Source organism: Dickeya oryzae (genome assembly GCF_009372235.1).
In the GTDB taxonomy this organism is placed as follows: Bacteria; Pseudomonadota; Gammaproteobacteria; order Enterobacterales; family Enterobacteriaceae; genus Dickeya; species Dickeya oryzae.
The window spans coordinates 23,772-47,415 of record NZ_ML762923.1; the positions used below are offsets into that span (position 1 = coordinate 23,772).

Here is a 23,644-nt window from a genome sequence, read left to right on the forward strand (position 1 = left end):
GGCTCAGTGAACCAGACTTGACTGTAACTGCTCGGCAACAGGACCCAGTGCCAGGGCAGGGATAAAGTTCAACGCGCTAATCAGTAAAATGATGGCGATGAGCAGGCCGATAAACAGCGGACCACGGGTGGATAACGACCCTTGGGTTTCTGGTTGGCGTTTTTTCGCCACCAGTGAACCGGCGATAGCCAGCACTGGAATCAGCGATGAGAAACGCCCTACCAGCATGGCGATGCCCAACGTCACGTCGTAAAACGGGGTGTTGACGGTGAGACCACCAAACGCGCTGCCGTTGTTGTTGGCGGCAGACGAGTAGGCATACAGCACCTCGCTAAAACCGTGTGCTCCGGGGTTCAGAATACCGGCGCGACCCGCTTCGGTACTGAGCGCCAGTGCCGTACCCAGTAACACCAGTGCTGGGGTGATGAGAATAGCCAGTGCCGCCATTTTCATTTCCCAGGCCTCGATTTTCTTACCCAGGTATTCCGGAGTGCGGCCAATCATCAGTCCGGCGATAAAGACAGTCAGCAAAACGAACACCAGCATGCCGTAAAAACCGGAACCTACGCCGCCGAAGATGACTTCGCCAATCTGCATCAACCACATCGGGATCAGACCACCCATCGCGGTAAATGAATCGTGCATGGCGTTAACTGCACCACAAGACGTGGCGGTGGTAATGGCGGCGAAAAAGGCTGATGTCAGTACTCCGAAACGTGACTCTTTACCTTCCATGTTTTGCGCACTGTCTGCCCCCAGCGATAGCAGGTGTGGGTTACCACTCACTTCGGCATACATCACGACTACCGTCGCGACGATCAGCATCAGAGACATGGCCCACAGCAGGGTATGGCCCTGACGTCGGTCGTTGACCACCCGACCAAAGGCAAAGCACAGCGCGGCGGGGATCAGCAGAATGGACAGCATCTGCACGAAGTTAGTCAATGCATTCGGGTTTTCGAACGGGTGGGCCGAGTTGGCGCCAAAAAAGCCGCCGCCGTTGGTGCCCAGCATTTTTATCGCTTCCTGTGAGGCCAATGGCCCCATCGGCAGCACCTGAGATGCCCCTTCCAGTGTGGTGATATGCTGGTAAGGCAGGAAGTTTTGAATGCTCCCTTGGCTGATGAAGAACAGGCTGAGCAGCAATGAAATCGGCAGCAGCAGATACAGATTGATACGCAGCAGATCCAACCAGGCGTTGCCTAATTCATGGGTGGTGCGGCGAGCAAAGGCCCGCATCAGCACGAATGCGACGGCGATACCGGTCGCAGCGGACAAAAAGTTCTGCACCGTCAGCCCGACCATCTGGCTGAAATAGCTCAGGGTACTTTCCCCGCTGTAAGCCTGCCAGTCGGTGTTGGTAACAAAACTGATTGCGGTGTTGAGCGCCAGATGCCAGGACATCCCCGGCATCTGTTGTGGGTTCAACGGCAAATGATCCTGGTACAGGAGTATCAGAAACAGCAGCACGATACCCAACAAATTGAACGCCAGAATGGCGATCGCGTAGTGCTGCCAGCCCATTTCACGGGTTGAAAAGCCGCACAGTCGGGCTACGCTCAGTTCATAACGGCGTAATACGCCGGTTTCCCCTTCCACCAGCCGGGCCATAAACTGGCCGAGCGGTTGTGCCAGCACTAGCAGGAGTGCAAACAGACTGACGATGAGTAAAAAAGCATCGCTGGGCATCAGAATTCCTCCGCGTTAAGCAATGCATAAAAAAGGTAAACCAGCAGTAAAACCACCAGTATACCGCCTGCCACCAGGCCAATATTCACAGTCACCTCCAACGGTGTTGACACATTTATCCTGCCGTCGCCCTGTTCGGCTGCGGTATCCTGCTGATGACCGCACACCTGAATAATGGGCGTCTTGCTGCATGATTCAGGCTACGCAGGTTGGGAAAAAGAAGGTGCAAATTTCCAGTGAGCGGGCGTAAAAAAAGTATAAAAATGGTGAAAGATTCGTCAGTTAGGCTACCGCCAGAGTGACAGTGGGGTAGTGATGAGTTAGTCGTGTCTCTCTCGTGTGATGCAAAGACGAGAGAACGAGGTGTAACGCAGGGGTTAAAAAATTAACCTAAATTTAACTTATTGATGAATATGAAAAAATAGGTAGTTTTTGTGTTGTTATCTGGTCCGATGAGTGTAGAATTTAATCAGGTCATGGTGTGTTTGGAAGGGGAATTATGATGTCTTATGTTGTGTATCCTTGGTATCGGGTTGTGCTGCGCCGCATCGTCGTGGTGTTGGCGGGTATGCTGGCGCTGCCGGTCATGCTGTTCTGGCCTGGCCGTGCGCGTTTTTATAGCTACTTGCACCGCGTATGGCTTAAAACCAGCGACAAGCCGGTGTGGCTGGATCAGTCGGAGCACGCCGCCGGGTATTTTTACTGATTGACTGTGTGTGACGGGAAGCCCCGGTGACCGTTGCGCCTTTTTGATGATCTGCCGCTTCTTTTTACGTCTTTTTGCTTTCCTGTGGTGTAATTTTTTCCTCTAGCATTGCTTTTCGTTGCGTAATCGCTTTTTGCTATCTCATCGCCTTGCCCACCCGTTTTTTCCTGCTGCTTTTACTGATTCTCTGACCGCTTCTCTGTGCGGCGTTTTCCTGCGCTCTGCTATGCTATGGCAATAGCACTCTCTTTTAATCAAGGGGATAGATATCATGACTGCCGATCTGATTTCCGTTGGTATTAGTGCGTGCCTGCTGGGCAATCCGGTACGTTTTGATGGTGGGCACAAACGGCTGGCTTTTGCCGTTGAACAGTTAGCGCCTTATTTTCATTTTGAGCCGACATGCCCGGAGATGGCGATAGGCTTGCCGGTACCGCGCCCGGCATTGCGGCTGGTGAAGTCGGATTCAGGGGACATCCGGTTGCTAGCCAGCAATGGCTCTGGGCTGGATGCGACGGAAGAAATGGCCGCGTTTTCTGCTGCCAGAACGGCGGAGCTGGCGCATCTGTGTGGCTATATTGTTTGTGCCAAATCACCCAGTTGCGGCATGGAGCGGGTGAAGGTGTATGAGGTTGCCCAAAATAACGCACGTAAAAGCGGGGTGGGGTTGTTTACCCGCCAATTACAACAAACGTTGCCGTGGCTACCGGTGGAAGAAGATGGCCGCCTGCACGACCCGATGCTGCGTGAGAATTTCATTACCCGGGTTTATGCGCTCCACGAATTCAATCAGCTATGGCAAAGAGGATTGAGCCGTAGTGCACTCATGAGCTTCCACAGTCGTTATAAATTGTTGTTACTGGCGCACTCGCAACCGGCGTACCGCGAACTGGGACCGTTTGTCGCCGCAATTGACCAGTGGGATTCTCTGGATGCGTTTGCGGCACAGTACCGGTTGCGATTAATGACGCTGTTGTCTCATCCCGCTTCTCGCCGTAATCACACCAACGTGTTGATGCATGTGCAGGGATATTTTCGCCGTCAGTTGACCGCCGGGCAGCGGCAGGAGCTAGCTCAGTTGATCGAGCGCTATCGACAGGGCGTCCAACCCTTACTGGCACCGCTTACTTTGTTACGTCATTACATGACAGAATACCCGGATGCGTGGTTGTCGCAGCAGCGTTATTTTGATCCTTACCCGGAAGCACTGCGGTTACGCTATGGTCACTAAGTGCCTGTCTCATTAAGGCTATTTCACGTGCTATTTTGGCTCTGGGCAGTGCTCGAAATCCTCACGCACTCCGTGTACGCTCCGGTTGATTCGCTGCGCTCGCCTGCCGGGAGAGGCGTTAAGTCAGGTTTGCGTTTTAGTAGTACGACGTTAAGGATGGTTCATGACCACACATTTGGTTTGGTTTCGCCACGATTTACGCCTTACCGATAATCTGGCGTTACACGCCGCCTGTCAGGATGCTGACGCGCGGGTGGAAGCGGTGTTTATCGCCACGCCGCAGCAGTGGGCCAGCCATGATATGGCACCCTGTCAGGCCGCTTTTTTACTGGGTAATTTACGCTGTCTGCAACAGGCACTGCAGGAGAAAGGCATCCCGCTGCACTACCAGCAATGTGATGATTTTGCCACCAGTGTGCGCTGGCTGGCTGATTTTTGCCGCGAGCGTCAGGTCACGCAGTTGTTTTACAACCGCCAGTATGAATGGAATGAACGCCAGCGCGATGAGCAACTGACTCAGGCTTTGGCGGGTGTGACCGTGTGTCGGACGTTTGATGACAGCCTGTTATTACCGCCGGGCAGCGTGGTGACCGGGTCTGGTGATATGTACAAGGTGTTTACACCATTCCGCTCTGCCTTTATCAAACGCCTGCAACAGCAGGATGTCAGCTCGTTACCTGCGCCGGTAGCCCGACAGCAGGGGGATGTCACGCTGGTGCCGCTGGCACCGTTCGATTATCCGCAAGCTGAGGTGCATGCCGATTTTCCGGTTGGTGAAACGGCGGCGGTGCAGCGTCTGCGTCAGTTTTGCCGCGAACGGGTGGCGTTCTACCATGAGTTACGCGACCTGCCTGCGCGACCTGCTACCAGCAAGCTATCACCCTATCTGGCGCTGGGAGTGCTGTCACCACGCCAGTGTTTCAACCGGTTAAGAATGGAACACCCGGACTGGTTGGCCCGGCCGGAAAGCGGCGCGTTTACCTGGTTCAACGAGCTGGTATGGCGTGAGTTTTACCGCCACCTGTTGGTGTTTAGCCCGTCGTTGTGTCGGCACCAGCCGTTTATTGGCTGGACGCGGCGCGTAGCCTGGCGCAACGCCCCGGATGAACTGGCCGCGTGGCAGCGCGGGGAAACGGGGTATCCTATCGTTGATGCGGCGATGCGTCAGTTAAATCAGACCGGCTGGATGCATAACCGGCTTCGCATGATCTGCGCCAGTTTTCTGGTGAAAGATCTCCTGATCGACTGGCGTGAAGGTGAGCGTTATTTCATGAGCCGTCTATTGGACGGCGATTTGGCGGCCAATAATGGCGGCTGGCAGTGGGCTGCCTCCACCGGTACCGACGCTGCGCCATATTTCCGTATTTTCAATCCGACCACTCAGGGTGAGCGCTTCGACCCGGACGGTGAGTTCATTCGATATTGGATACCCGAACTGGCGCAGATTCCGGGCAAGGCGGTCCATCAGCCCCATGACTGGGCTGCCCGCCAGCACCGGCGTATCGATTATCCGGCACCGATTGTCGATCATAAACAGGCGCGCACGCGCACGCTGGCAGCATTCGAGGCTGCCAGGCAGGAAGCGGCATCATCGCCACAACAGCATTAAGGAGCACAAGAGCTATGCGTAATACAGAACTGGAAAGCCTGATTAACGGTTTTCTGAATGTGGCTGCGTTTCAGGATTACGGCCCTAATGGATTACAGGTAGAAGGGCGCGGTGACGTGCAGCGTATCGTGACCGGTGTGACGGCGTGTCAGGCTTTGCTGGATGCGGCAGTCGCGCAGCAAGCCGATGCGGTGCTGGTCCATCATGGCTACTTCTGGCGTAACGAACCGGCGGTGGTACGCGGCATGAAACGTCAGCGTCTGAAAACCTTGCTGGCGAATGATCTTAATTTATATGGTTACCACCTGCCGTTAGATGCTCACCCGCAAATCGGTAATAACGCCCAACTGGCGGCGATGCTGGATATTCAGGTTCTGGGCGACATTGAGCCGCTGTTGCCGTATGGCGAACTCGCTCAACCGTGTAGCGGTGACGCGTTGCGCCACAAACTGGAAGGGGTGCTGGAGCGAGCGGTGCTGCACTGTGGTGACAACGCACCAGCACAGATCCGGCGTATTGCCTGGTGTACGGGGGGCGGGCAAGGTTTTATCGATCAGACGGCGGACTTCGGTGTTGATGCGTTCATCACCGGTGAGGTGTCGGAAAAAACGATTCATACCGCTCGTGAAATGGGGCTACATTTCTACGCTGCCGGGCATCATGCCACTGAGCGTGCCGGTATTCGTGCATTAGGTGAGTGGCTTACGGCACAACACGGTTTTGACGTGACATTTATCGATATCCCAAACCCGGCGTAGAGCCGACCCGGTTTGGATGAGGCCGTCGCGAGATAGTGCAGATACATCAGTCGGGAGGTGGAATGCAACGTGCACGCTGTTATTTACTGGGTGAGAGAGCGGTGGTGCTGGAGCTGGAACCGCCGTTACGACTGGAAAGCCAGCAGCGGATCTGGGGGCTGGCAGAGCGTTTGACCGGGCATGACGAGGTCAGTGAAGTCATTCCTGGCATGAATAACCTGACGGTGGTGCTCAAACATCCCCGTAAACAGGCGCTGGATGCCATCGAGCGGCTGCAACGGTGGTGGGAAGAGAGTGCATCCTTCGCGCAAGAGCAGGCCCGTGACGTTGATATTCCGGTGACGTATGGCGGTGATTACGGCCCGGACCTGACAACAGTGGCTGAGCACTGCGGTATGACGCCGAAGCAGGTGGTAGAACGTCACGCAGCCGGGCGTTATGTGGTCTATTTTCTGGGTTTCCAGCCCGGTTTCCCTTATCTGGGCGGGTTGGATGAGGCACTGTTTACCCCTCGTCGTGCCGAACCACGCGTGCAGGTGCCCGCCGGTTCGGTCGGGATTGGCGGCAATCAAACCGGTATCTACCCGCTCAGTACGCCGGGCGGCTGGCAACTGATTGGCCAGACATCGCTGGCGTTATTCCAGCCGACGCAAACGCCACCGGTGTTGCTAAGGCCGGGTGACCGGGTGCGTTTTATACCCCAGCGGGAGGGAATATGCTGAAGATTATTCGCGCAGGGTTGCAAACCACTGTGCAGGATCTCGGTCGCCCCGGCTGGCGCCAATTGGGGATCAGCCAGTGTGGCGCGCTGGATAGTCCAGCGTTGAAACTCGCCAATCTGTTGGTGGGGAATGAAGCGAATGCGGCAGCACTGGAGATTACGTTGGGGCAACTGGTGGTGACGTTTACCGCACCATGCTGGATAGCGTTGACTGGTGCCGATTGCCACGCCTTATTGGACGGTAAAACGTTGTGGACCGGCTGGCGTTTTGCGGTACAAAAAGGCCAGACGCTACGCCTGCGTTCGCCGCGTAACGGTATGCGCAGCTATCTGGCGGTATCCGGAGGGATTGCCGTACCAGAGATACTAGGCTCCCGCAGTACTGACCTGAAAGCCGGGATTGGTGGGCTGGAAGGGCGACTGCTGGCGGAAGGCGATGTGCTCCCGTTAGGAAAACCGGCACGTTTACCCGAACGTTCAGTAGGGGTGAAGCAACTGCTGTTCAGTAACCGGGTACGTGTGTTGCCAGGGCCGGAATATCAGGAGTTTAGCGAAGAGGCGCGCGATAATTTCTGGCGCACTGGTTGGCACCTAAGTCCACACAGTAACCGTATGGGGTACCGTCTGTTGGGGCCGGAGTTAGTTCGTGAAAAACAGCGAGAAATGCTGTCGCACGGCCTGTTGCCGGGAGTGATTCAGGTACCGCATAACGGCAAGCCCATCGTACTGATGGCTGATGCGCAGACTACCGGCGGTTATCCGCGTATCGGTTGTGTGATTGACGCTGATCTTTACAACATGGCGCAGTTGCGTCTGGGGGAGCCGGTGCATTTTATTCGTTGTTCGCTGGATGAGGCTCAACGAGCATGGCAGGAGCAGTCTCGCTACCTGGAACAGATTGCCTGGAGGTTACATGGTCATTGATTTGAATGCCGATTTGGGAGAAGGCGGTCAACATGACGAGGCGTTGCTACAACTGGTTTCCTCCGCCAACATCGCTTGTGGTTTTCATGCTGGCGATGCCAGTTTGATGCGCCAGTCGGTACGCTGGGCTATTCAGTATGGCGTGGCTATCGGGGCTCACCCGAGCTTTTTTGATCGCGAAAACTTTGGCCGGACGGCCATGAACGTACCGCCGGAAACGGTATACGCACAGGTGCTGTATCAGATTGGTGCCCTGGCGGCGATCGTTAAGGCAGAAGGGGCGCGCCTGTTTCATGTGAAGCCGCATGGCATGCTCTACAATCAGGCCGCGCGCGATCCGGCGCTGGCAGAGGCGATTGCCCGTGCAGTAGCAGCGGTCGACTCGTCGTTGTGTCTGGTTGGGCTGGCGGGGAGTGAATTGATTCATGCCGGTCAACGCGCCGGCTTGAAGTGCCGTCAGGAGGTTTTTGCTGATCGCAGCTATCAGGCCGATGGTTCGTTGGTGCCGCGTGATCAGCCTTCTGCCGTGATCAGTAGCAACGAACTGGCGTTGGCTCAGACGCTGGAGATGGTGCAGCGTCAGCGGGTTCGGGCTCAGGATGGTAGCTGGGTCTCAGTACAGGCAGAAACGGTTTGCTTGCATGGCGACAACGCACATGCGTTGGTGTTTGCCCGTCGGCTTAGGGAGAGTTTCACGCAGTACGGCATACAGGTTACGGCCCGTTAGCGGAATGCGGGCATACGCTGAAAATAACAAGGTCGGGTAATACCCGACCTTGTTGCACTAACCGTGACGACGCTTAGCGTTTGGTGACTGACGGCTCGAAGTCGCGTTCGGTGTGACCGGTATACAGCTGACGCGGACGCGCGATCTTCAGCCCTTCGCCGTGCATTTCGCTCCAGTGAGCAATCCAGCCGACAGTACGAGCCATCGCGAAAATCACCGTGAACATGGTAGACGGAATCCCCATGGCTTTCAGAATGATGCCTGAGTAGAAGTCCACGTTCGGGTAGAGTTTACGCTCAATGAAGTACGGGTCATTCAGCGCGATGTTTTCCAGCTCCATCGCCACTTCCAGCAGGTCGTCTTTTGTCCCCAGTTCTTTCAGCACTTCATGACAGGTCTGACGCATTACGGTAGCGCGTGGGTCGTAGTTCTTGTACACGCGATGACCAAAGCCCATCAGACGGAACGAATCGTTCTTGTCCTTGGCGCGTTTGATAAAGGCCGGAATGTGCTCCACAGAACTGATTTCTTCCAGCATACGCAGACAGGCTTCGTTGGCGCCGCCATGTGCCGGCCCCCAGAGTGAAGCAATACCAGCGGCGATACACGCGAACGGGTTAGCGCCGGAGGAACCAGCAGTACGCACGGTAGAGGTGGACGCATTCTGTTCATGGTCAGCATGCAGAATCAGGATGCGGTCCATTGCACGTTCCAGCACCGGATTGACGACGTACTCTTCACACGGCGTTGAGAACATCATGTGCAGGAAGTTACCCGCATAGGACAGGTCGTTACGTGGGTACACAAACGGCTGGCCGATGGAGTATTTATAACACATGGCCGCGACGGTCGGCATTTTCGACAGCAGGCGATAAGCGGCGATTTCACGGTGACGTTCGTTTCCGATATCTAACGAGTCATGGTAGAACGCGGCCAGCGCGCCCGTTACGCCGCACAACACCGCCATGGGGTGGGAGTCGCGACGAAAACCGTGGAACAGACGCGTGATCTGCTCGTGAATCATGGTGTGGCGGGTTACGGTGGTCTTGAACGTGTCATATTGTTCTTGTGTCGGCGCTTCGCCAAACAACAGGATATAACAGACTTCCAGATAGTTGGACTTTTCCGCCAGTTGCGCAATCGGATAGCCGCGGTGCAGCAGTACGCCCACATCGCCGTCAATGTAAGTGATTTTGGATTCGCAGGATGCGGTGGAAGTGAAACCGGGGTCAAATGTGAAATAACCTTTAGAACCTAGGCTACGAATATCGATTTCATCGTTGCCAAGCGTACCAGACAGGACATTCAGCTCAATCGCTTCATTGCCGTCTATTGTAAGCGTTGCTTTTTTATCAGCCATTTACAGTCTCCTTAGCGCTTTAATCTTTAATTTTAAAAATTCGTCACTGCAGAAATACCGTCATGCCCGCACGCTGGACAAAGTAAACAGACCAGACGTCGCCCTGTAGTTGGAGACCAGACTGTCGTCGGCAACCAAATCGGGTACAGAGTTGACAATTATCGTCAGGCGTATTGTCAGGCGGTCACAGTCAGGATGAACTCGTCATCTCCCAGCTCGGGTTTTAGCCCTGTCCTGCTCTAATTGTAGCCAGTACTTATAATTTTTCCGGGGACTTTGTTTCCCACTGTTACATAACTTTGGTGAATGGGAAAGAGCTACCAATGAGCTTTAACAGGACAACAGGTTTCTTGGGTTCTAGTTGTAATTTAAATGTTTAATATTTGTCAAATCAGATAATTAATTTTATATAAATTGTGAAATTCGTGATCTCAATCACTGTTCAGGGCAAATGTGCCCAAACAGTTTGTAGGGTAATTGTAATAAGAATGTGAAGTGCCTATACTGCCGCCAGGTCTCCGGAATACCCTGCAGTAGGAGCACCCAGTGTGATCGGTTTGTGCGGATGAAAATAAAGGATCGTATCCAGCCGTACATTGACAGAGATAAACATCATCTCACCGCCCACACTGTCTGACCCCACAACAGGTCCGGAGGAAGAAAATAATAAAAGCTGTGTGGGCAAACTCGTGAAAAAACAAAGACCTGTCAATCTGGATCTGCAAACGATCCGGTTCCCCGTTACCGCGATAGCATCTATTCTTCACCGTGTCTCCGGCGTTATAACGTTTGTTGCTGTAGGTATTCTATTGTGGCTGTTGGGCCTGTCTCTCTCTTCGCCAGAAGGGTTTGCGCAGGCGGCGGCCATCATGGGCAGCTTCATCGTGAAATTCGTTGTCTGGGGCATTTTGACCGCACTGGCCTATCATATAGTAGGTGGTCTGCGTCATCTGTTGATGGATTTCGGCTATATCGAAGAGAACTTCGAGGCGGGATCACGTACTGCAAAAACCTCTTTCATCATTACTGTCGTGCTTTCATTTTTGGCTGGAGTCCTCGTATGGTAAGCAATGCCTCCGCATTGGGGCGTAATGGCGTACACGATTGGTTATTACTTCGCGCTTCTGCCATCGTCATCGTGCTGTATGTCCTGTATATCGTTGGTTTTGTAGCCAGCGCCGGTAACCTCACGTATGAAGTCTGGCGTGGTTTCTTCGCCATGCATCTCACTAAGGTGTTCACCCTGCTGACGCTGTTCGCCATTCTGGTTCATGCCTGGATCGGGATGTGGCAGGTGTTGACTGACTATATCAAACCGCTGGCTATCCGGCTGACGTTGCAGCTGGCTATCGTCGTCGCGTTGTTGGTGTACGTCATTTATGGAACTGTTGTGGTGTGGGGTGCGTGATGAATTTGCCAGTCAGAGAGTTTGATGCCGTTGTTGTCGGCGCAGGTGGCGCAGGTATGCGCGCTGCGCTGCAGATTTCCCAAATGGGCCTGTCCTGTGCCCTGTTGTCAAAAGTGTTCCCGACCCGTTCTCATACTGTATCTGCCCAAGGGGGCATTACGGTAGCATTGGGTAATACCCATGAAGATAACTGGGAATGGCACATGTATGACACCGTAAAAGGTTCCGACTATATCGGTGATCAGGACGCTATCGAATATATGTGTAAAACCGGTCCGGAAGCGATTCTGGAACTGGAACACATGGGGCTGCCGTTTTCCCGTCTTGATGACGGACGCATTTACCAGCGCCCGTTCGGCGGTCAGTCTAAAAATTTTGGCGGCGAGCAGGCTGCCCGTACTGCAGCGGCGGCAGACCGTACCGGTCACGCATTGTTGCATACGTTGTACCAACAGAACCTGAAAAACCACACCACGGTGTTTTCCGAGTGGTATGCGTTGGATCTGGTGAAAAACCAGGATGGCGCGGTGGTTGGATGTACGGCTATCTGCATTGAAACCGGCGAAGTCGTTTATTTCAAAGCGCGTGCTACCGTGCTGGCAACTGGCGGTGCCGGTCGTATTTATCAATCTACGACCAATGCCCACATTAATACCGGCGACGGGGTCGGCATGGCGCTGCGCGCTGGTGTCCCTGTGCAGGACATGGAAATGTGGCAGTTCCACCCGACCGGTATCGCGGGTGCGGGCGTACTGGTGACCGAAGGTTGCCGTGGCGAAGGTGGTTACCTGCTGAATAAACACGGTGAGCGCTTCATGGAGCGTTATGCACCGAACGCTAAAGACCTGGCCGGACGTGACGTGGTAGCCCGTTCTATCATGATTGAAATTCGCGAAGGCCGTGGTTGTGATGGTCCGTGGGGGCCGCATGCCAAGCTCAAACTGGATCACTTGGGTAAAGAGGTACTGGAATCCCGTCTGCCGGGCATTCTGGAACTGTCCCGCACGTTTGCACATGTTGACCCGGTGAAAGAGCCGATTCCGGTTATCCCGACCTGCCACTACATGATGGGGGGGATCCCGACCAAAGTGACCGGTCAGGCACTGACGGTGAATGAGAAGGGTGAGGATGTGGTGATCCCGGGTCTGTTCGCTGTAGGTGAAATCGCGTGTGTATCGGTACATGGCGCTAATCGTCTGGGCGGTAACTCGTTGCTCGACCTGGTGGTATTCGGCCGTTCTGCGGGTATGCACTTGCAGGAATCGCTAGCTGAACAGGGCGTGACGCGTGATGCCAGCGATTCTGATATCGACGCGTCGCTGGACAGACTTAACCGCTGGAATAACACCCGCTCTGGTGAAGACCCGGTGGAAATTCGCAAAGCGTTGCAGTCCTGCATGCAGAACAATTTCTCGGTATTCCGTGAAGGCGATGCCATGGCGAAGGGGCTGGAAGAGCTGAAAGTGATCCGCGAACGGCTCAAAAACGCCCGTCTGGATGATACATCCAGCGAGTTCAATACTCAGCGTATTGAATGTCTGGAACTGGATAACCTGATGGAAACGGCTTATGCCACTGCGGTATCGGCAAATTTCCGTACCGAAAGCCGTGGAGCTCACAGCCGATTCGACTATCCTGATCGTGATGACGAGAATTGGTTGTGCCATTCGCTGTATCAACCGCAAACCGAAAGCATGACGCGCCGTGAGGTAAACATGCAGCCTAAACTGCGTCCGGCGTTCCCGCCGAAAGTGCGTACCTATTAATTTTGCGGAGAGAAAGCGATGAAAGTTGAATTTTCCATTTATCGTTATAACCCGGATGTCGATAGCGCTCCGCGCATGCAGGACTATACGCTGGAAGCGGAAGAAGGCCGTGACATGATGCTGCTCGATGCGCTGATCCGCCTCAAAGAGCAGGACCCGACACTGGCATTCCGTCGCTCCTGTCGTGAAGGGGTGTGTGGTTCCGACGGTCTGAACATGAATGGCAAGAATGGGTTGGCCTGCATCACGCCAGTGTCCTCCCTACGCAATGGCAACAACAAAATTGTGATTCGTCCCCTGCCTGGACTGCCAGTCGTACGTGATTTGGTGGTAGACATGGGGCAGTTCTATGCTCAATATGAGAAAATTAAGCCTTACCTGTTGAATAATGGGAAGAATCCACCTTCTCGTGAGCATCTGCAGTCACCAGAGCAGCGGGAAAAACTGGATGGGCTGTACGAGTGCATCATGTGCGCATGCTGTTCGACATCCTGCCCGTCTTTCTGGTGGAACCCGGATAAGTTTGTCGGGCCTGCAGGTCTACTGGCAGCCTACCGTTTCCTGATTGACAGCCGCGATACGGAAACCAAGGCTCGCCTGGATGATCTCAACGATGCTTTCAGCGTATTCCGCTGTCACAGCATCATGAATTGCGTCAGCGTTTGTCCGAAAGGACTGAACCCGACGCGCGCTATCGGCCACATCAAGTCGATGTTGCTGCAGCGTAGCGCCTGAGTTCTGGCTCTGTAGCACACTGTTTCCCCCGTCGCGAGGCGGGGGAACAGCAGGAAACCTTTAAAAGCCGGCTTGTGCGCTTAAACCGTTTTTTAAAGGTTCCTTCAGGATAAGACTATCCGCATTGTGCGTAACTAAGCACAACAAGTGAACCGTTTTACGGCAACCCGTTTTATAACGGCAACATAGAACATGTTAACCACGGCGAAAACTGAAGCTAATTAGCTTAAGGGATCACAATGCAGAACGGCGCAATGAAGGCCTGGCTGGATTCCTCCTATCTGGCGGGCGCGAACCAGTCCTACATAGAGCAGCTCTATGAAGATTTTTTAACCGACCCAGATTCTATCGATCACAGCTGGCGTTCGATTTTTCAACAACTTCCTACCACTGGGGTTAAACCGGATCAACTTCACTCCAAAACTCGCGACTATTTTCGCCGTCTGGCGAAAGATGCCTCGCGTTATACTTCTTCCATTACTGATCCTGACAGTGATGCTAAGCAAGTCAAAGTATTACAGCTGATTAACGCTTTCCGTTTCCGTGGGCATCAACATGCCAACCTTGATCCATTGGGATTGTGGAAACAAGAGCGCGTAGCCGATCTGGATCTGGCATACCACAACCTGACCGATGACGATCTGAAAGAGAGCTTTAACGTTGGCTCATTCGCCATTGGTAAAGAAACCATGCCGCTTGGCGAATTGTATAGCGCACTTAAGCAGACTTACTGCGGTTCGATCGGTGCGGAATACATGCACATTACCAACACGGATGAAAAACGCTGGATTCAGCAGCGTATCGAGTCAGTGGTGGGACAGCCCAGCTTTAGCGTTGAAGAAAGAAAGCGCTTCCTGAAAGAACTGACTGCGGCTGAAGGGCTGGAACGCTACCTGGGCGCCAAGTTCCCTGGTGCCAAGCGCTTCTCGCTGGAAGGTGGCGATGCGCTGATTCCGATGCTGAAGGAAATAATCCGTCACGCGGGCAAAAATGGTACGCGTGAAGTGGTAATGGGAATGGCCCACCGTGGCCGTCTCAACGTGCTGGTGAATGTGATGGGGAAAAAACCCCAGGATCTGTTTGACGAATTCTCCGGTAAGCACAAAGATCATCTCGGCACAGGGGATGTGAAGTACCATCAGGGCTTCTCCTCCGATATGGAAACTGAGGGCGGTAAGGTTCACCTGGCGTTGGCGTTTAACCCATCGCATCTGGAAATTGTCAGCCCGGTAGTCATAGGGTCGGTACGTGCCCGTATCGATCGTCTGGATAACCCCAGTAGTTCACTGGTGTTGCCGATTACTATTCACGGTGATGCCGCGATCGCAGGGCAGGGGGTAGTGCAAGAAACCCTGAACATGTCCAAAGCACGTGGTTACGAAGTTGGCGGCACCATTCGTATTGTTATCAACAATCAGATCGGTTTTACCACCTCCAACCCTCTCGATGCCCGTTCTACCGAATACTGTACCGATATCGGCAAGATGGTGCAGGCGCCTATCTTCCACGTTAATGCTGACGATCCGGAAGCCGTCGCGTTTGTTACCCGTCTGGCGCTGGATTTCCGTAATACCTTCCAGCGTGATGTCTTCATCGATCTGGTGTGCTACCGCCGCCACGGCCATAACGAAGCCGATGAGCCGAGCGCTACCCAGCCGGTGATGTACCAGAAAATCAAGAAGCACCCAACGCCACGTAAAATCTACGCTGACCGTCTGGAACAGCAGCAGCTCACAACGCTCGCCGACGCTACCGAGATGGTCAATCTTTACCGCGATGCACTGGATGCCGGTGAATGTGTGGTAGACGAGTGGCGTCCGATGGACATGCACTCTTTCACCTGGATGTCTTATCTCAACCATGATTGGGACGAGCCGTATCCGCATAAAGTTGAAACCAAGCGTTTGCAGGAACTGGCTCGCCGTATCAGCACAGTGCCGGAAGCGCTGGAAATGCAGCCGCGTGTCGCCAAGATTTATAACGACCGCGCTGAAATGGCGGCAGGCGAAAAACTGTTTGACTGGGGCGGTGCGGAAACCCTGGCCTATGCCACACTGGTAGACGAAGGCATTCCGGTACGTTTGTCTGGCGAAGATGCCGGTCGCGGTACCTTCTTCCATCGCCACGCGGTGGTACACAACCAGAAAGGTGGTTCTACCTATACACCGCTGGCCTATGTGCATAACGCTCAAGGCGTGTTCAATGTCTGGGATTCGGTGCTGTCTGAAGAAGCCGTGCTGGCATTCGAGTACGGTTATGCTACGGCTGAGCCACGTACGCTGACTATCTGGGAAGCGCAGTTTGGTGATTTCGCCAACGGCGCTCAAGTGGTGATTGACCAGTTCATCAGTTCCGGCGAACAGAAATGGGGCCGTATGTGCGGTCTGGTCATGCTGCTGCCGCATGGTTATGAAGGTCAGGGGCCAGAACACTCCTCCGCACGTCTGGAGCGCTACTTGCAATTGTGCGCTGAGCAAAACATGCAGGTTTGTGTTCCCTCCACACCCGCTCAGGTCTACCACATGCTGCGTCGTCAGGCGTTGCGTGGTATGCGCCGCCCACTGATTGTGATGTCGCCGAAATCGTTGCTGCGTCACCCGCTGGCGACGTCTACGTTGGATGAACTGGCTAATGGGCAATTCCAGCCTGCAATAGGGGAAATTGACAGCCTGGATCCAAAAGCAGTGAAGCGCGTCGTGCTGTGTTCTGGCAAGGTCTACTATGATTTACTGGAACAGCGTCGCAAGAATGAACAGAACGATGTGGCGATAGTGCGTATCGAACAGTTGTATCCGTTCCCGCATCAGTCGGTGCAGGCCGCGCTGGAGCCGTTCGCTCACGTACATGATTTTGTCTGGTGCCAGGAAGAGCCTCTGAACCAGGGCGCATGGTATTGCAGCCAGCACCACTTCCGTGAGGTGATTCCTTTTGGTGCCTCGTTGCGGTATGCCGGTCGCCCGGCCTCTGCTTCACCCGCCGTTGGCTATATGTCCGTACACCAGAAACAACAACAAGCTCTGGTTAATGACGCGCTGAACGTTAATTAAATGAATAAGGATAGATAATGAGTAGCGTAGATATTCTTGTCCCTGACCTGCCGGAATCTGTAGCTGACGCGACTGTCGCTACCTGGCACAAGAAACCGGGCGATAGCGTCCAGCGTGATGAAGTGCTGGTTGAAATTGAAACCGACAAAGTCGTGCTGGAAGTACCGGCGATCGAAGCGGGTGTACTGGAAGTGGTGCTGGAAGCTGAAGGCGCTACCGTGACATCTCGTCAGATTCTGGGGCGTTTGCGTCCGGGAGATAATTCCGGCAAAGAAACCAGCGAAAAAGCACAGAGCAAAGAGTCTACTCCGGCACAGCGTCACACCGCCGGGTTGGAAGATGAAAATAACGATGCGCTGAGCCCGGCGATTCGTCGTCTGATTGCCGAGCATGATTTGGACGCCTCCGCTATTAAAGGCAGTGGCGTCGGTGGGCGTATCACTCGCGAAGATGTGGAAAAACACCTGACTGGTCAGAAGTCAGCCAGCAAAGCTGCTGCAGCACCGGTCGCCGCACAGCCTGCTGCCGCGCTGGGAAGCCGCAGCGAGAAACGTGTTCCGATGACCCGTCTGCGCAAGCGCGTGGCTGAGCGTCTGCTGGAAGCGAAAAACAGTACCGCCATGTTGACCACGTTCAACGAAGTCAACATGCAACCGATTATGGATCTGCGTAAGCAGTATGGCGAAGCGTTTGAAAAACGTCATGGCGTGCGTTTGGGTTTCATGTCCTTCTACATTAAAGCTGTCGTGGAAGCACTGAAGCGCTATCCGGAAGTGAACGCGTCTATTGATGGCGAAGATGTGGTCTACCATAACTATTTCGACGTCAGCATTGCGGTATCTACCCCACGTGGTCTGGTAACGCCGGTGCTGAAAGATGTCGACTTGCTGGGTATGGCTGAGATCGAAAAGAAAATCAAAGAACTGGCGGTGAAAGGCCGCGACGGTAAATTGACCGTCGAAGAGCTGACGGGTGGTAACTTCACTATTACCAACGGTGGCGTGTTCGGTTCTCTGATGTCGACCCCGATTATCAACCCGCCGCAGAGCGCGATTCTGGGGATGCATGCTATCAAAGATCGCCCAATGGCGGTGAATGGCCAGGTGGTCATCCTGCCGATGATGTATCTGGCGTTGTCCTACGATCATCGCCTGATCGATGGCCGCGAATCAGTGGGTTTCCTGGTTACTGTTAAAGAAATGCTGGAAGACCCGGCTCGCTTGTTGCTGGATGTCTAACCCCTTGTAGTAAAAGGCGGCTGGCCTGCGTCCTGCCGCCTTTATTATGTGCTATGCAGGCCGTTGCATCTGTGCGGCGGCGTTATCCACGACAGAGAGTCTCTGGACTTATCTTCAAACTTAAATGGATAGAACATCATGAACTTACATGAGTATCAGGCAAAACAGCTCTTTGCTCGGTATGGTTTACCGGCACCCACCGGTTACGCCTGCACAACACCGCGTGAAGCGGAAGAAGCCGCATCCAAGATTGGTGCTGGCCCGTGGGTTGTTAAGTGTCAGGTACATGCTGGCGGCCGTGGTAAGGCTGGCGGCGTGAAACTGGTGAACAGCAAAGAAGAGATTCGCGCCTTTGCTGAAAACTGGTTGGGCAAACGTCTGGTTACCTACCAAACGGACGCTAACGGTCAGCCCGTTCATCAGATTCTGGTGGAAGGTGCGACGGATATTGATAAAGAGCTTTATCTGGGTGCCGTAGTCGATCGTGGTACTCGCCGTGTGGTATTCATGGCTTCCACCGAAGGTGGTGTTGAAATTGAAAAAGTGGCTGAAGAAACGCCACATCTGATTCATAAAGTCGCTCTGGATCCCTTGACCGGGCCTCAACCGTATCAGGGCCGCGAACTGGCGTTCAAGCTGGGGTTAAGCGGTAAGCAGGTGGCACAGTTCACCAAAATCTTCATGGGGTTGGCGACACTGTTCCTGGAACGTGACCTGGCGCTGGTCGAAATCAACCCGCTGGTTATCACTAAACAAGGTGACCTGGTGTGTCTGGACGGCAAGCTGGGTGCTGACGGCAATGCCCTGTTCCGCCAGCCGGAGCTGCGCGAAATGCGTGACCACTCCCAGGAAGATGCCCGTGAAGCACATGCTGCTCAGTGGGAACTGAACTATGTCGCATTGGATGGCAACATTGGTTGTATGGTGAATGGCGCTGGTCTGGCGATGGGAACCATGGACATCGTGAAGCTGCACGGCGGTTCACCGGCTAACTTCCTCGATGTGGGTGGTGGCGCGACCAAAGAACGTGTAACCGAAGCATTCAAAATCATCCTGTCTGATGACAAGGTGAAAGCGGTACTGGTCAATATTTTCGGTGGTATCGTTCGTTGTGACCTGATTGCCGACGGTATTATCGGCGCGGTAGCGGAAGTGGGCGTGAACGTTCCGGTCGTTGTGCGTCTGGAAGGCAACAATGCTGAATTGGGTGCGCAGAAACTGGCGGATAGTGGTTTGAACATCATTGCTGCGACCAGCCTGACGGATGCGGCTCAGCAAGTGGTTGCAGCAGTGGAGGGTAAATAATGTCCATTCTGATCGATAAAAACACCAAAGTCATCTGTCAGGGTTTTACCGGCAGTCAGGGTTCATTCCATTCTGAGCAGGCGATTGCCTACGGTACGCAGATGGTAGGTGGTGTAACGCCAGGTAAAGGCGGTACAGAACATCTGGGGCTGCCCGTATTTAATACGGTACGCGAAGCGGTAGATGCCACGGGTGCGACGGCGTCTGTTATCTATGTACCGGCTCCATTCTGTAAAGACTCCATTCTGGAAGCTATTGATGCGGGTATCCAACTGATCATCTGTATCACCGAAGGTATCCCGACGCTGGATATGCTGACGGTGAAAGTGAAGCTGGAGCAAAGTGGTGTGCGTATGATCGGCCCGAACTGCCCAGGTGTGATCACCCCGGGTGCTTGTAAGATTGGTATCATGCCAGGCCACATCCATTTGCCGGGTAAAGTCGGTATTGTATCTCGCTCCGGTACGCTGACTTATGAAGCCGTAAAACAGACTACAGATGCTGGTCTGGGTCAGTCGACTTGCGTGGGTATCGGTGGCGACCCGATTCCTGGCTCCAACTTTATCGATATTCTCAAGCTGTTCGAACAGGATCCGCAGACCGAAGCTATCGTGATGATCGGTGAGATTGGCGGTACTGCTGAAGAAGAAGCGGCTGCCTACATTAAAGAACACGTCACCAAACCCGTGGTGGGATACATTGCTGGCGTCACCGCGCCGAAAGGCAAGCGTATGGGCCATGCTGGGGCGATTATCGCTGGCGGTAAAGGTACAGCAGATGACAAATTTGCTGCACTTGAAGCGGCGGGTGTGAAGACAGTACGCAGCCTGGCTGACATTGGTGATGCGGTAAAAGCAGTGCTGTCACGTTAAGCGGAATGCACTGCACTGAATATATACCCAAAATAATTCGAGTTGCAGGAAGGCGGCAAGAGAGTGAATCCCGATGAGCTTACTCAGGTAAGTGATTCGGGTGAATGAACGCAGCCAACACACCTGCAACTTGAAGTATGACGGGGATAGTGTGTCATGACCTTCCAGGTTCGACATGTTTGGCCACCTCAGGTGGCCTTTTTTATATTTGAACCTTGTCGCAAAAATGTAGCTTCATGGAAATATATTTAATCAATCCGGCAACAATAAAATAACACATGGTGTATAAATTAAAATTTTCCATATTTTAGATCAACCAATGCTATTTTTATTTAAAACAAAAAATACATTATTAACGGCACGCTTCAGAAACCAGATGATTACATCAAATTAACATTTAATGATGTGTAAAATAAAAGGCGATGTTTATTAACATCTGGGACGATAGTTGTTTTAGATCAAAAATCTAAACTGGATATCCGTTCGGAAATAAGATTAAATTGCGGTGGGTCAATTATGCCCTTGAGGGCCCGGAACGTGGCGATTGGCGTAAAATCAAAAAACTCAATCCGCATCACGTAAAAACCTATTTATTGTAAGGTTGTAGAGGCGTAATATAACTATACTCATATCTGAGTATAGTATTCGTAATTCTGTAATTTTTTCTTCGGCTTACTTTTCAAATGCGTCGTGATGACGTGGTGGCGCATATTGAGGCCTGTGCTAAAGCAATTGTTGTGTTCTTTAGGTTACTAACTGCCGGGTATTTAGTGGCTTGTCTGTACAGCGAGCTAAAGACCCTCCTGCGAGGAGCAAGGAGTTAAGATGTTTGATGTAGTCGAACTGTCACGTTTACAGTTTGCCTTGACCGCGATGTATCATTTCCTGTTCGTGCCTTTAACGCTGGGGATGGCGTTTTTGCTGGCGATCATGGAAACCGTGTATGTCTTGTCTGGCAAACAAATCTACAAAGATATGACCAAGTTCTGGGGCAAGTTGTTTGCGATTAACTTTGCCCTTGGTGTGTCTACCGGTCTGACCATGGAATTCCAGTTCGGTACTAACTGGTCGTATTACTCTCACTATGTCGGCGATATCTTCGGTGCACCTCTGGCAATCGAAGGATTGATGGCGTTCTTCCTGGAGTCTACCTTTGTCGGGCTGTTCTTCTTTGGCTGGGATCGACTGGGCAAAGTGCAGCACATGGCGGTAACCTGGCTGGTGGCGTTGGGGTCCAACTTGTCTGCATTGTGGATTCTGGTGGCCAACGGCTGGATGCAGAACCCGGTTGCTTCGGATTTCAACTTCGAAACCATGCGCATGGAGATGGTGAGCTTTGCTGATCTGGTATTGAACCCGGTTGCACAGGTGAAATTCGTTCACACCGTCGCGGCAGGGTATTGTACCGGTGCCATGTTCATTTTGGGTATCAGTTCCTACTACCTGTTGAAAGGACGTGATGTGGCTTTTGCCAAACGTTCTTTTGCGATTGCAGCAAGCTTTGGTATGGCGGCCGTACTGTCTGTTATCGTGCTGGGCGACGAGTCTGGTTACGAGATGGGTGACGTACAGAAAACCAAGCTGGCGGCTATCGAAGCAGAATGGGAAACCCAACCTGCACCTGCTGCGTTTACCTTGTTCGGTGTTCCGAATCAGGAAACGATGGAGAACAAGTATGCCATTCAGATCCCTTACATGCTGGGTCTGATCGCTACCCGTTCTACCGACAAGACGGTGACGGGTCTGAAAGAACTGATGGAGCAGCATGAAGTTCGTATCCGCAACGGTATGAAGGCTTACCATCTGTTGCAGCAACTGCGCTCCGGTAACACCGACCCGGCTGTACGCACTGAGTTCCTGAAAAACAAACAGGATCTTGGTTATGGTCTGTTGTTGAAACGGTATACCCCGAATGTGGCGGATGCCAGCGACGCACAGATTAAGCAGGCGGTTAAAGATTCTATTCCGCGTGTAGCCCCGCTGTACTTCTCCTTCCGCATTATGGTGGCGTGTGGCGTGCTGATGCTGTTGATTATCGGCCTGTCTTTCTGGACGGTGCTGCGCAACAAGATTGGTCAGAAGCGCTGGCTGCATCGCATCGCGCTGTATGGCATCCCGTTGCCGTGGATTGCCGTTGAAGCGGGTTGGTTTGTTGCGGAATACGGTCGCCAGCCGTGGGCGATTGGTGAAGTGTTGCCGACAGCTGTCGCTAACTCCTCGCTAACTGCGGGAGACATCCTGTTCTCCATGGGACTGATTTGCGGTCTGTATACGCTGTTCCTGGTGGCTGAAACATACCTGATGTTCAAGTATGCGCGTCTGGGTCCAAGCAGTCTGAAAACAGGTGCTTATCACTTCGAACAGCCGATCGCGGCTCAGGAAGTACGGTAACAGGAGTCCACTATGTTTGATTATGAAGTCTTGCGTTTTGTCTGGTGGCTGCTGATTGGTGTGCTGCTGATCGGTTTTGCCGTCACCGATGGTTTCGATATGGGCGTCGGTGTGCTGGTACGCCTCATGGGGCGTAATGATGTAGAGCGCCGCGTGATGATTAACAGTATCGCGCCGCACTGGGACGGTAACCAGGTTTGGTTGATCACGGCTGGTGGTGCGCTGTTCGCTGCCTGGCCGATGGTGTATGCCGCTGCGTTTTCCGGTTTCTACATCGCGATGATTCTGGTTCTGGCATCGTTGTATTTCCGTCCGGTTGGCTTTGACTACCGTTCGAAAATCGAAGATCCGCGCTGGCGCAATATGTGGGACTGGGGCATTTTCATCGGTAGTTTCGTTCCGCCGGTGGTTATCGGTGTCGCATTCGGTAACCTGCTACAGGGTGTTCCGTTCCATGTGGATGAGTATCTGCGCTTGTACTACACCGGTAACTTCTTCCAGTTGCTCAATCCGTTCGGGTTATTGGCAGGTATTGTCAGCCTGAGCATGATTGTGGCACAGGGGGCGACTTACCTGGTGATGCGTACTTCCGGCGACCTGCTGTTCCGTGCCAAAAAAGTCGCTCAGTTCGCTTCGTTGGCGCTGACGGTGACGTTTGCTCTGGCGGGTGTATGGGTTGTTTATGGCATTGATGGTTATGTACTAACGTCGGTCATTAATACGGCTGGCGAGTCTAACCCGCTGCATAAAGAAGTAGCGCGTCAGGCTGGTGCCTGGTTGGTCAACTACAATAGTCACCCTGTGCTGTGGGCTATTCCGCTGCTCGGTGTGGTGTTGCCGCTGGTGACTGCGCTCATGGCGCGGGCAGGCAAGGGAGCGATGGCATTTTTGTTCTCCTCCCTGAGTATCGCCTGCGTGATCCTGACTGCTGGTATTGCCATGTTCCCGTTCATCATGCCGTCAGTGACCGTACCTAATGTCAGTCTGACCATGTGGGATGCAACCTCCAGCTTGCTGACGCTTCGAGTGATGACTGTGGTGGCGATTATCTTCGTCCCGATCGTGCTGTCTTACACCATTTGGTGTTACTACAAGATGTTCGGACGCATCACTAAAGAGCATATCGAGCAGAATTCTCATTCGTTGTACTAAGTAAG

General features: G+C 53.3%; 20 protein-coding genes. 17 read left to right on the forward strand and 3 right to left on the reverse strand.

The genetic code is table 11. The annotated features are described in order from the left end of the window. Positions 1–3: 3 nt before the first annotated feature. Positions 4–1,689 (reverse strand): potassium-transporting ATPase subunit KdpA, encoded by a 1,686-nt coding sequence (gene kdpA, locus FAZ14_RS08990; RefSeq protein WP_016941952.1) that lies wholly within the window; start codon positions 1,687–1,689, stop codon positions 4–6. Beyond that, a complete protein-coding gene (gene kdpF / locus FAZ14_RS20465) occupies positions 1,689–1,856 on the reverse strand; it encodes a K(+)-transporting ATPase subunit F (protein ID WP_420890248.1) in 168 nt (55 codons plus the stop codon). Before kdpF ends, kdpA begins: the two co-directional genes overlap by 1 nt. A gap of 332 nt (positions 1,857–2,188) precedes the next feature. On the opposite strand from kdpF, the gene FAZ14_RS09000 reads away from it, so the two are divergent. From FAZ14_RS09000 to pxpA, 7 genes are all read left to right on the forward strand, one after another. Further along, complete coding sequence (locus FAZ14_RS09000) at positions 2,189–2,395, forward strand: DUF2517 family protein (protein ID WP_016941950.1); 207 nt, start codon at positions 2,189–2,191, stop codon at positions 2,393–2,395. Positions 2,396–2,666: 271 nt separating this feature from the next. Continuing rightward, a complete protein-coding gene (locus FAZ14_RS09005; protein WP_038925197.1) occupies positions 2,667–3,626 on the forward strand; it encodes a YbgA family protein in 960 nt (319 codons plus the stop codon). 163 nt (positions 3,627–3,789) lie between these two features. Next, positions 3,790–5,235 (forward strand): deoxyribodipyrimidine photo-lyase, encoded by a 1,446-nt coding sequence (gene phrB / locus FAZ14_RS09010; RefSeq protein WP_153508413.1) that lies wholly within the window; start codon positions 3,790–3,792, stop codon positions 5,233–5,235. A gap of 14 nt (positions 5,236–5,249) precedes the next feature. Beyond that, positions 5,250–5,993 carry a type 2 GTP cyclohydrolase I gene (locus FAZ14_RS09015; protein WP_153508414.1) on the forward strand — a complete coding sequence of 248 codons (744 nt, stop codon included), beginning with the start codon at positions 5,250–5,252 and terminating at the stop codon, positions 5,991–5,993. 62 nt (positions 5,994–6,055) lie between these two features. Next, the gene (gene pxpB / locus FAZ14_RS09020; protein WP_016941946.1) at positions 6,056–6,715 is read left to right on the forward strand and encodes a 5-oxoprolinase subunit PxpB; all 660 of its coding nucleotides are present in this window, start codon (positions 6,056–6,058) and stop codon (positions 6,713–6,715) included. After that, a complete protein-coding gene (gene pxpC, locus FAZ14_RS09025; protein WP_153508415.1) occupies positions 6,709–7,638 on the forward strand; it encodes a 5-oxoprolinase subunit PxpC in 930 nt (309 codons plus the stop codon). The genes pxpB and pxpC overlap by 7 nt, the downstream gene beginning before the upstream one ends. Next, entirely contained in the window at positions 7,628–8,365 is a 738-nt protein-coding gene (pxpA, locus tag FAZ14_RS09030) for a 5-oxoprolinase subunit PxpA (protein WP_016941944.1), read from the forward strand. Before pxpC ends, pxpA begins: the two co-directional genes overlap by 11 nt. Positions 8,366–8,438: 73 nt before the next feature. Here the strand turns inward: pxpA and FAZ14_RS09035 are convergent, their stop codons facing one another. Continuing rightward, entirely contained in the window at positions 8,439–9,725 is a 1,287-nt protein-coding gene (locus FAZ14_RS09035; RefSeq protein ID WP_016941943.1) for a citrate synthase, read from the reverse strand. A 677-nt stretch (positions 9,726–10,402) separates the two neighbouring features. On the opposite strand from FAZ14_RS09035, the gene sdhC reads away from it, so the two are divergent. From sdhC to cydB, 10 genes are all read left to right on the forward strand, one after another. Continuing rightward, entirely contained in the window at positions 10,403–10,792 is a 390-nt protein-coding gene (gene sdhC, locus FAZ14_RS09040) for a succinate dehydrogenase cytochrome b556 subunit (protein ID WP_020477041.1), read from the forward strand. Next, positions 10,786–11,133, forward strand: a complete 348-nt coding sequence (gene sdhD / locus FAZ14_RS09045) for a succinate dehydrogenase membrane anchor subunit (protein WP_012883905.1) — start codon at positions 10,786–10,788, stop codon at positions 11,131–11,133. The genes sdhC and sdhD overlap by 7 nt, the downstream gene beginning before the upstream one ends. Beyond that, a complete protein-coding gene (gene sdhA / locus FAZ14_RS09050) occupies positions 11,133–12,899 on the forward strand; it encodes a succinate dehydrogenase flavoprotein subunit (protein WP_016941941.1) in 1,767 nt (588 codons plus the stop codon). Before sdhD ends, sdhA begins: the two co-directional genes overlap by 1 nt. 18 nt (positions 12,900–12,917) lie before the next feature. Continuing rightward, positions 12,918–13,634, forward strand: coding sequence for a succinate dehydrogenase iron-sulfur subunit (locus tag FAZ14_RS09055; protein WP_038925202.1), 717 nt, complete (start codon positions 12,918–12,920; stop codon positions 13,632–13,634). 239 nt (positions 13,635–13,873) lie between these two features. Continuing rightward, complete coding sequence (gene sucA / locus FAZ14_RS09060; RefSeq protein WP_016941939.1) at positions 13,874–16,681, forward strand: 2-oxoglutarate dehydrogenase E1 component; 2,808 nt, start codon at positions 13,874–13,876, stop codon at positions 16,679–16,681. A gap of 17 nt (positions 16,682–16,698) precedes the next feature. After that, the gene (odhB, locus tag FAZ14_RS09065) at positions 16,699–17,919 is read left to right on the forward strand and encodes a 2-oxoglutarate dehydrogenase complex dihydrolipoyllysine-residue succinyltransferase (RefSeq protein ID WP_016941938.1); all 1,221 of its coding nucleotides are present in this window, start codon (positions 16,699–16,701) and stop codon (positions 17,917–17,919) included. A gap of 138 nt (positions 17,920–18,057) precedes the next feature. Next, positions 18,058–19,224: an ADP-forming succinate--CoA ligase subunit beta gene (gene sucC / locus FAZ14_RS09070; protein WP_012883910.1), complete on the forward strand. Its 1,167-nt coding sequence runs from the start codon at positions 18,058–18,060 to the stop codon at positions 19,222–19,224. Then, the gene (gene sucD, locus FAZ14_RS09075) at positions 19,224–20,096 is read left to right on the forward strand and encodes a succinate--CoA ligase subunit alpha (RefSeq protein ID WP_038925203.1); all 873 of its coding nucleotides are present in this window, start codon (positions 19,224–19,226) and stop codon (positions 20,094–20,096) included. The genes sucC and sucD overlap by 1 nt, the downstream gene beginning before the upstream one ends. Before the next feature lie 825 nt (positions 20,097–20,921). Then, a complete protein-coding gene (gene cydA, locus FAZ14_RS09080; RefSeq protein ID WP_012883913.1) occupies positions 20,922–22,487 on the forward strand; it encodes a cytochrome ubiquinol oxidase subunit I in 1,566 nt (521 codons plus the stop codon). A 12-nt stretch (positions 22,488–22,499) separates the two neighbouring features. After that, a complete protein-coding gene (gene cydB, locus FAZ14_RS09085) occupies positions 22,500–23,639 on the forward strand; it encodes a cytochrome d ubiquinol oxidase subunit II (RefSeq protein WP_012883914.1) in 1,140 nt (379 codons plus the stop codon). Positions 23,640–23,644: the final 5 nt, after the last annotated feature.

What these genes read in the sequence shown, in the direction of transcription:
- pxpA (WP_016941944.1), top strand. Translation starts at nt 7,628, where the DNA reads ATGGTCATTGATTTGAATGCCGATTTGGGAGAAGGCGGTCAACATGAC.
- sucA (WP_016941939.1), top strand. Translation starts at nt 13,874, where the DNA reads ATGCAGAACGGCGCAATGAAGGCCTGGCTGGATTCCTCCTATCTGGCG.
- FAZ14_RS09015 (WP_153508414.1), top strand. Translation starts at nt 5,250, where the DNA reads ATGCGTAATACAGAACTGGAAAGCCTGATTAACGGTTTTCTGAATGTG.
- pxpB (WP_016941946.1), top strand. Translation starts at nt 6,056, where the DNA reads ATGCAACGTGCACGCTGTTATTTACTGGGTGAGAGAGCGGTGGTGCTG.
- cydB (WP_012883914.1), top strand. Translation starts at nt 22,500, where the DNA reads ATGTTTGATTATGAAGTCTTGCGTTTTGTCTGGTGGCTGCTGATTGGT.
- sdhD (WP_012883905.1), top strand. Translation starts at nt 10,786, where the DNA reads ATGGTAAGCAATGCCTCCGCATTGGGGCGTAATGGCGTACACGATTGG.
- odhB (WP_016941938.1), top strand. Translation starts at nt 16,699, where the DNA reads ATGAGTAGCGTAGATATTCTTGTCCCTGACCTGCCGGAATCTGTAGCT.
- sdhA (WP_016941941.1), top strand. Translation starts at nt 11,133, where the DNA reads ATGAATTTGCCAGTCAGAGAGTTTGATGCCGTTGTTGTCGGCGCAGGT.
- FAZ14_RS09035 (WP_016941943.1), bottom strand. Translation starts at nt 9,725, where the DNA reads ATGGCTGATAAAAAAGCAACGCTTACAATAGACGGCAATGAAGCGATT.
- cydA (WP_012883913.1), top strand. Translation starts at nt 20,922, where the DNA reads ATGTTTGATGTAGTCGAACTGTCACGTTTACAGTTTGCCTTGACCGCG.
- sucD (WP_038925203.1), top strand. Translation starts at nt 19,224, where the DNA reads ATGTCCATTCTGATCGATAAAAACACCAAAGTCATCTGTCAGGGTTTT.
- FAZ14_RS09000 (WP_016941950.1), top strand. Translation starts at nt 2,189, where the DNA reads ATGATGTCTTATGTTGTGTATCCTTGGTATCGGGTTGTGCTGCGCCGC.
- FAZ14_RS09055 (WP_038925202.1), top strand. Translation starts at nt 12,918, where the DNA reads ATGAAAGTTGAATTTTCCATTTATCGTTATAACCCGGATGTCGATAGC.
- phrB (WP_153508413.1), top strand. Translation starts at nt 3,790, where the DNA reads ATGACCACACATTTGGTTTGGTTTCGCCACGATTTACGCCTTACCGAT.
- sucC (WP_012883910.1), top strand. Translation starts at nt 18,058, where the DNA reads ATGAACTTACATGAGTATCAGGCAAAACAGCTCTTTGCTCGGTATGGT.
- pxpC (WP_153508415.1), top strand. Translation starts at nt 6,709, where the DNA reads ATGCTGAAGATTATTCGCGCAGGGTTGCAAACCACTGTGCAGGATCTC.
- kdpA (WP_016941952.1), bottom strand. Translation starts at nt 1,689, where the DNA reads ATGCCCAGCGATGCTTTTTTACTCATCGTCAGTCTGTTTGCACTCCTG.
- FAZ14_RS09005 (WP_038925197.1), top strand. Translation starts at nt 2,667, where the DNA reads ATGACTGCCGATCTGATTTCCGTTGGTATTAGTGCGTGCCTGCTGGGC.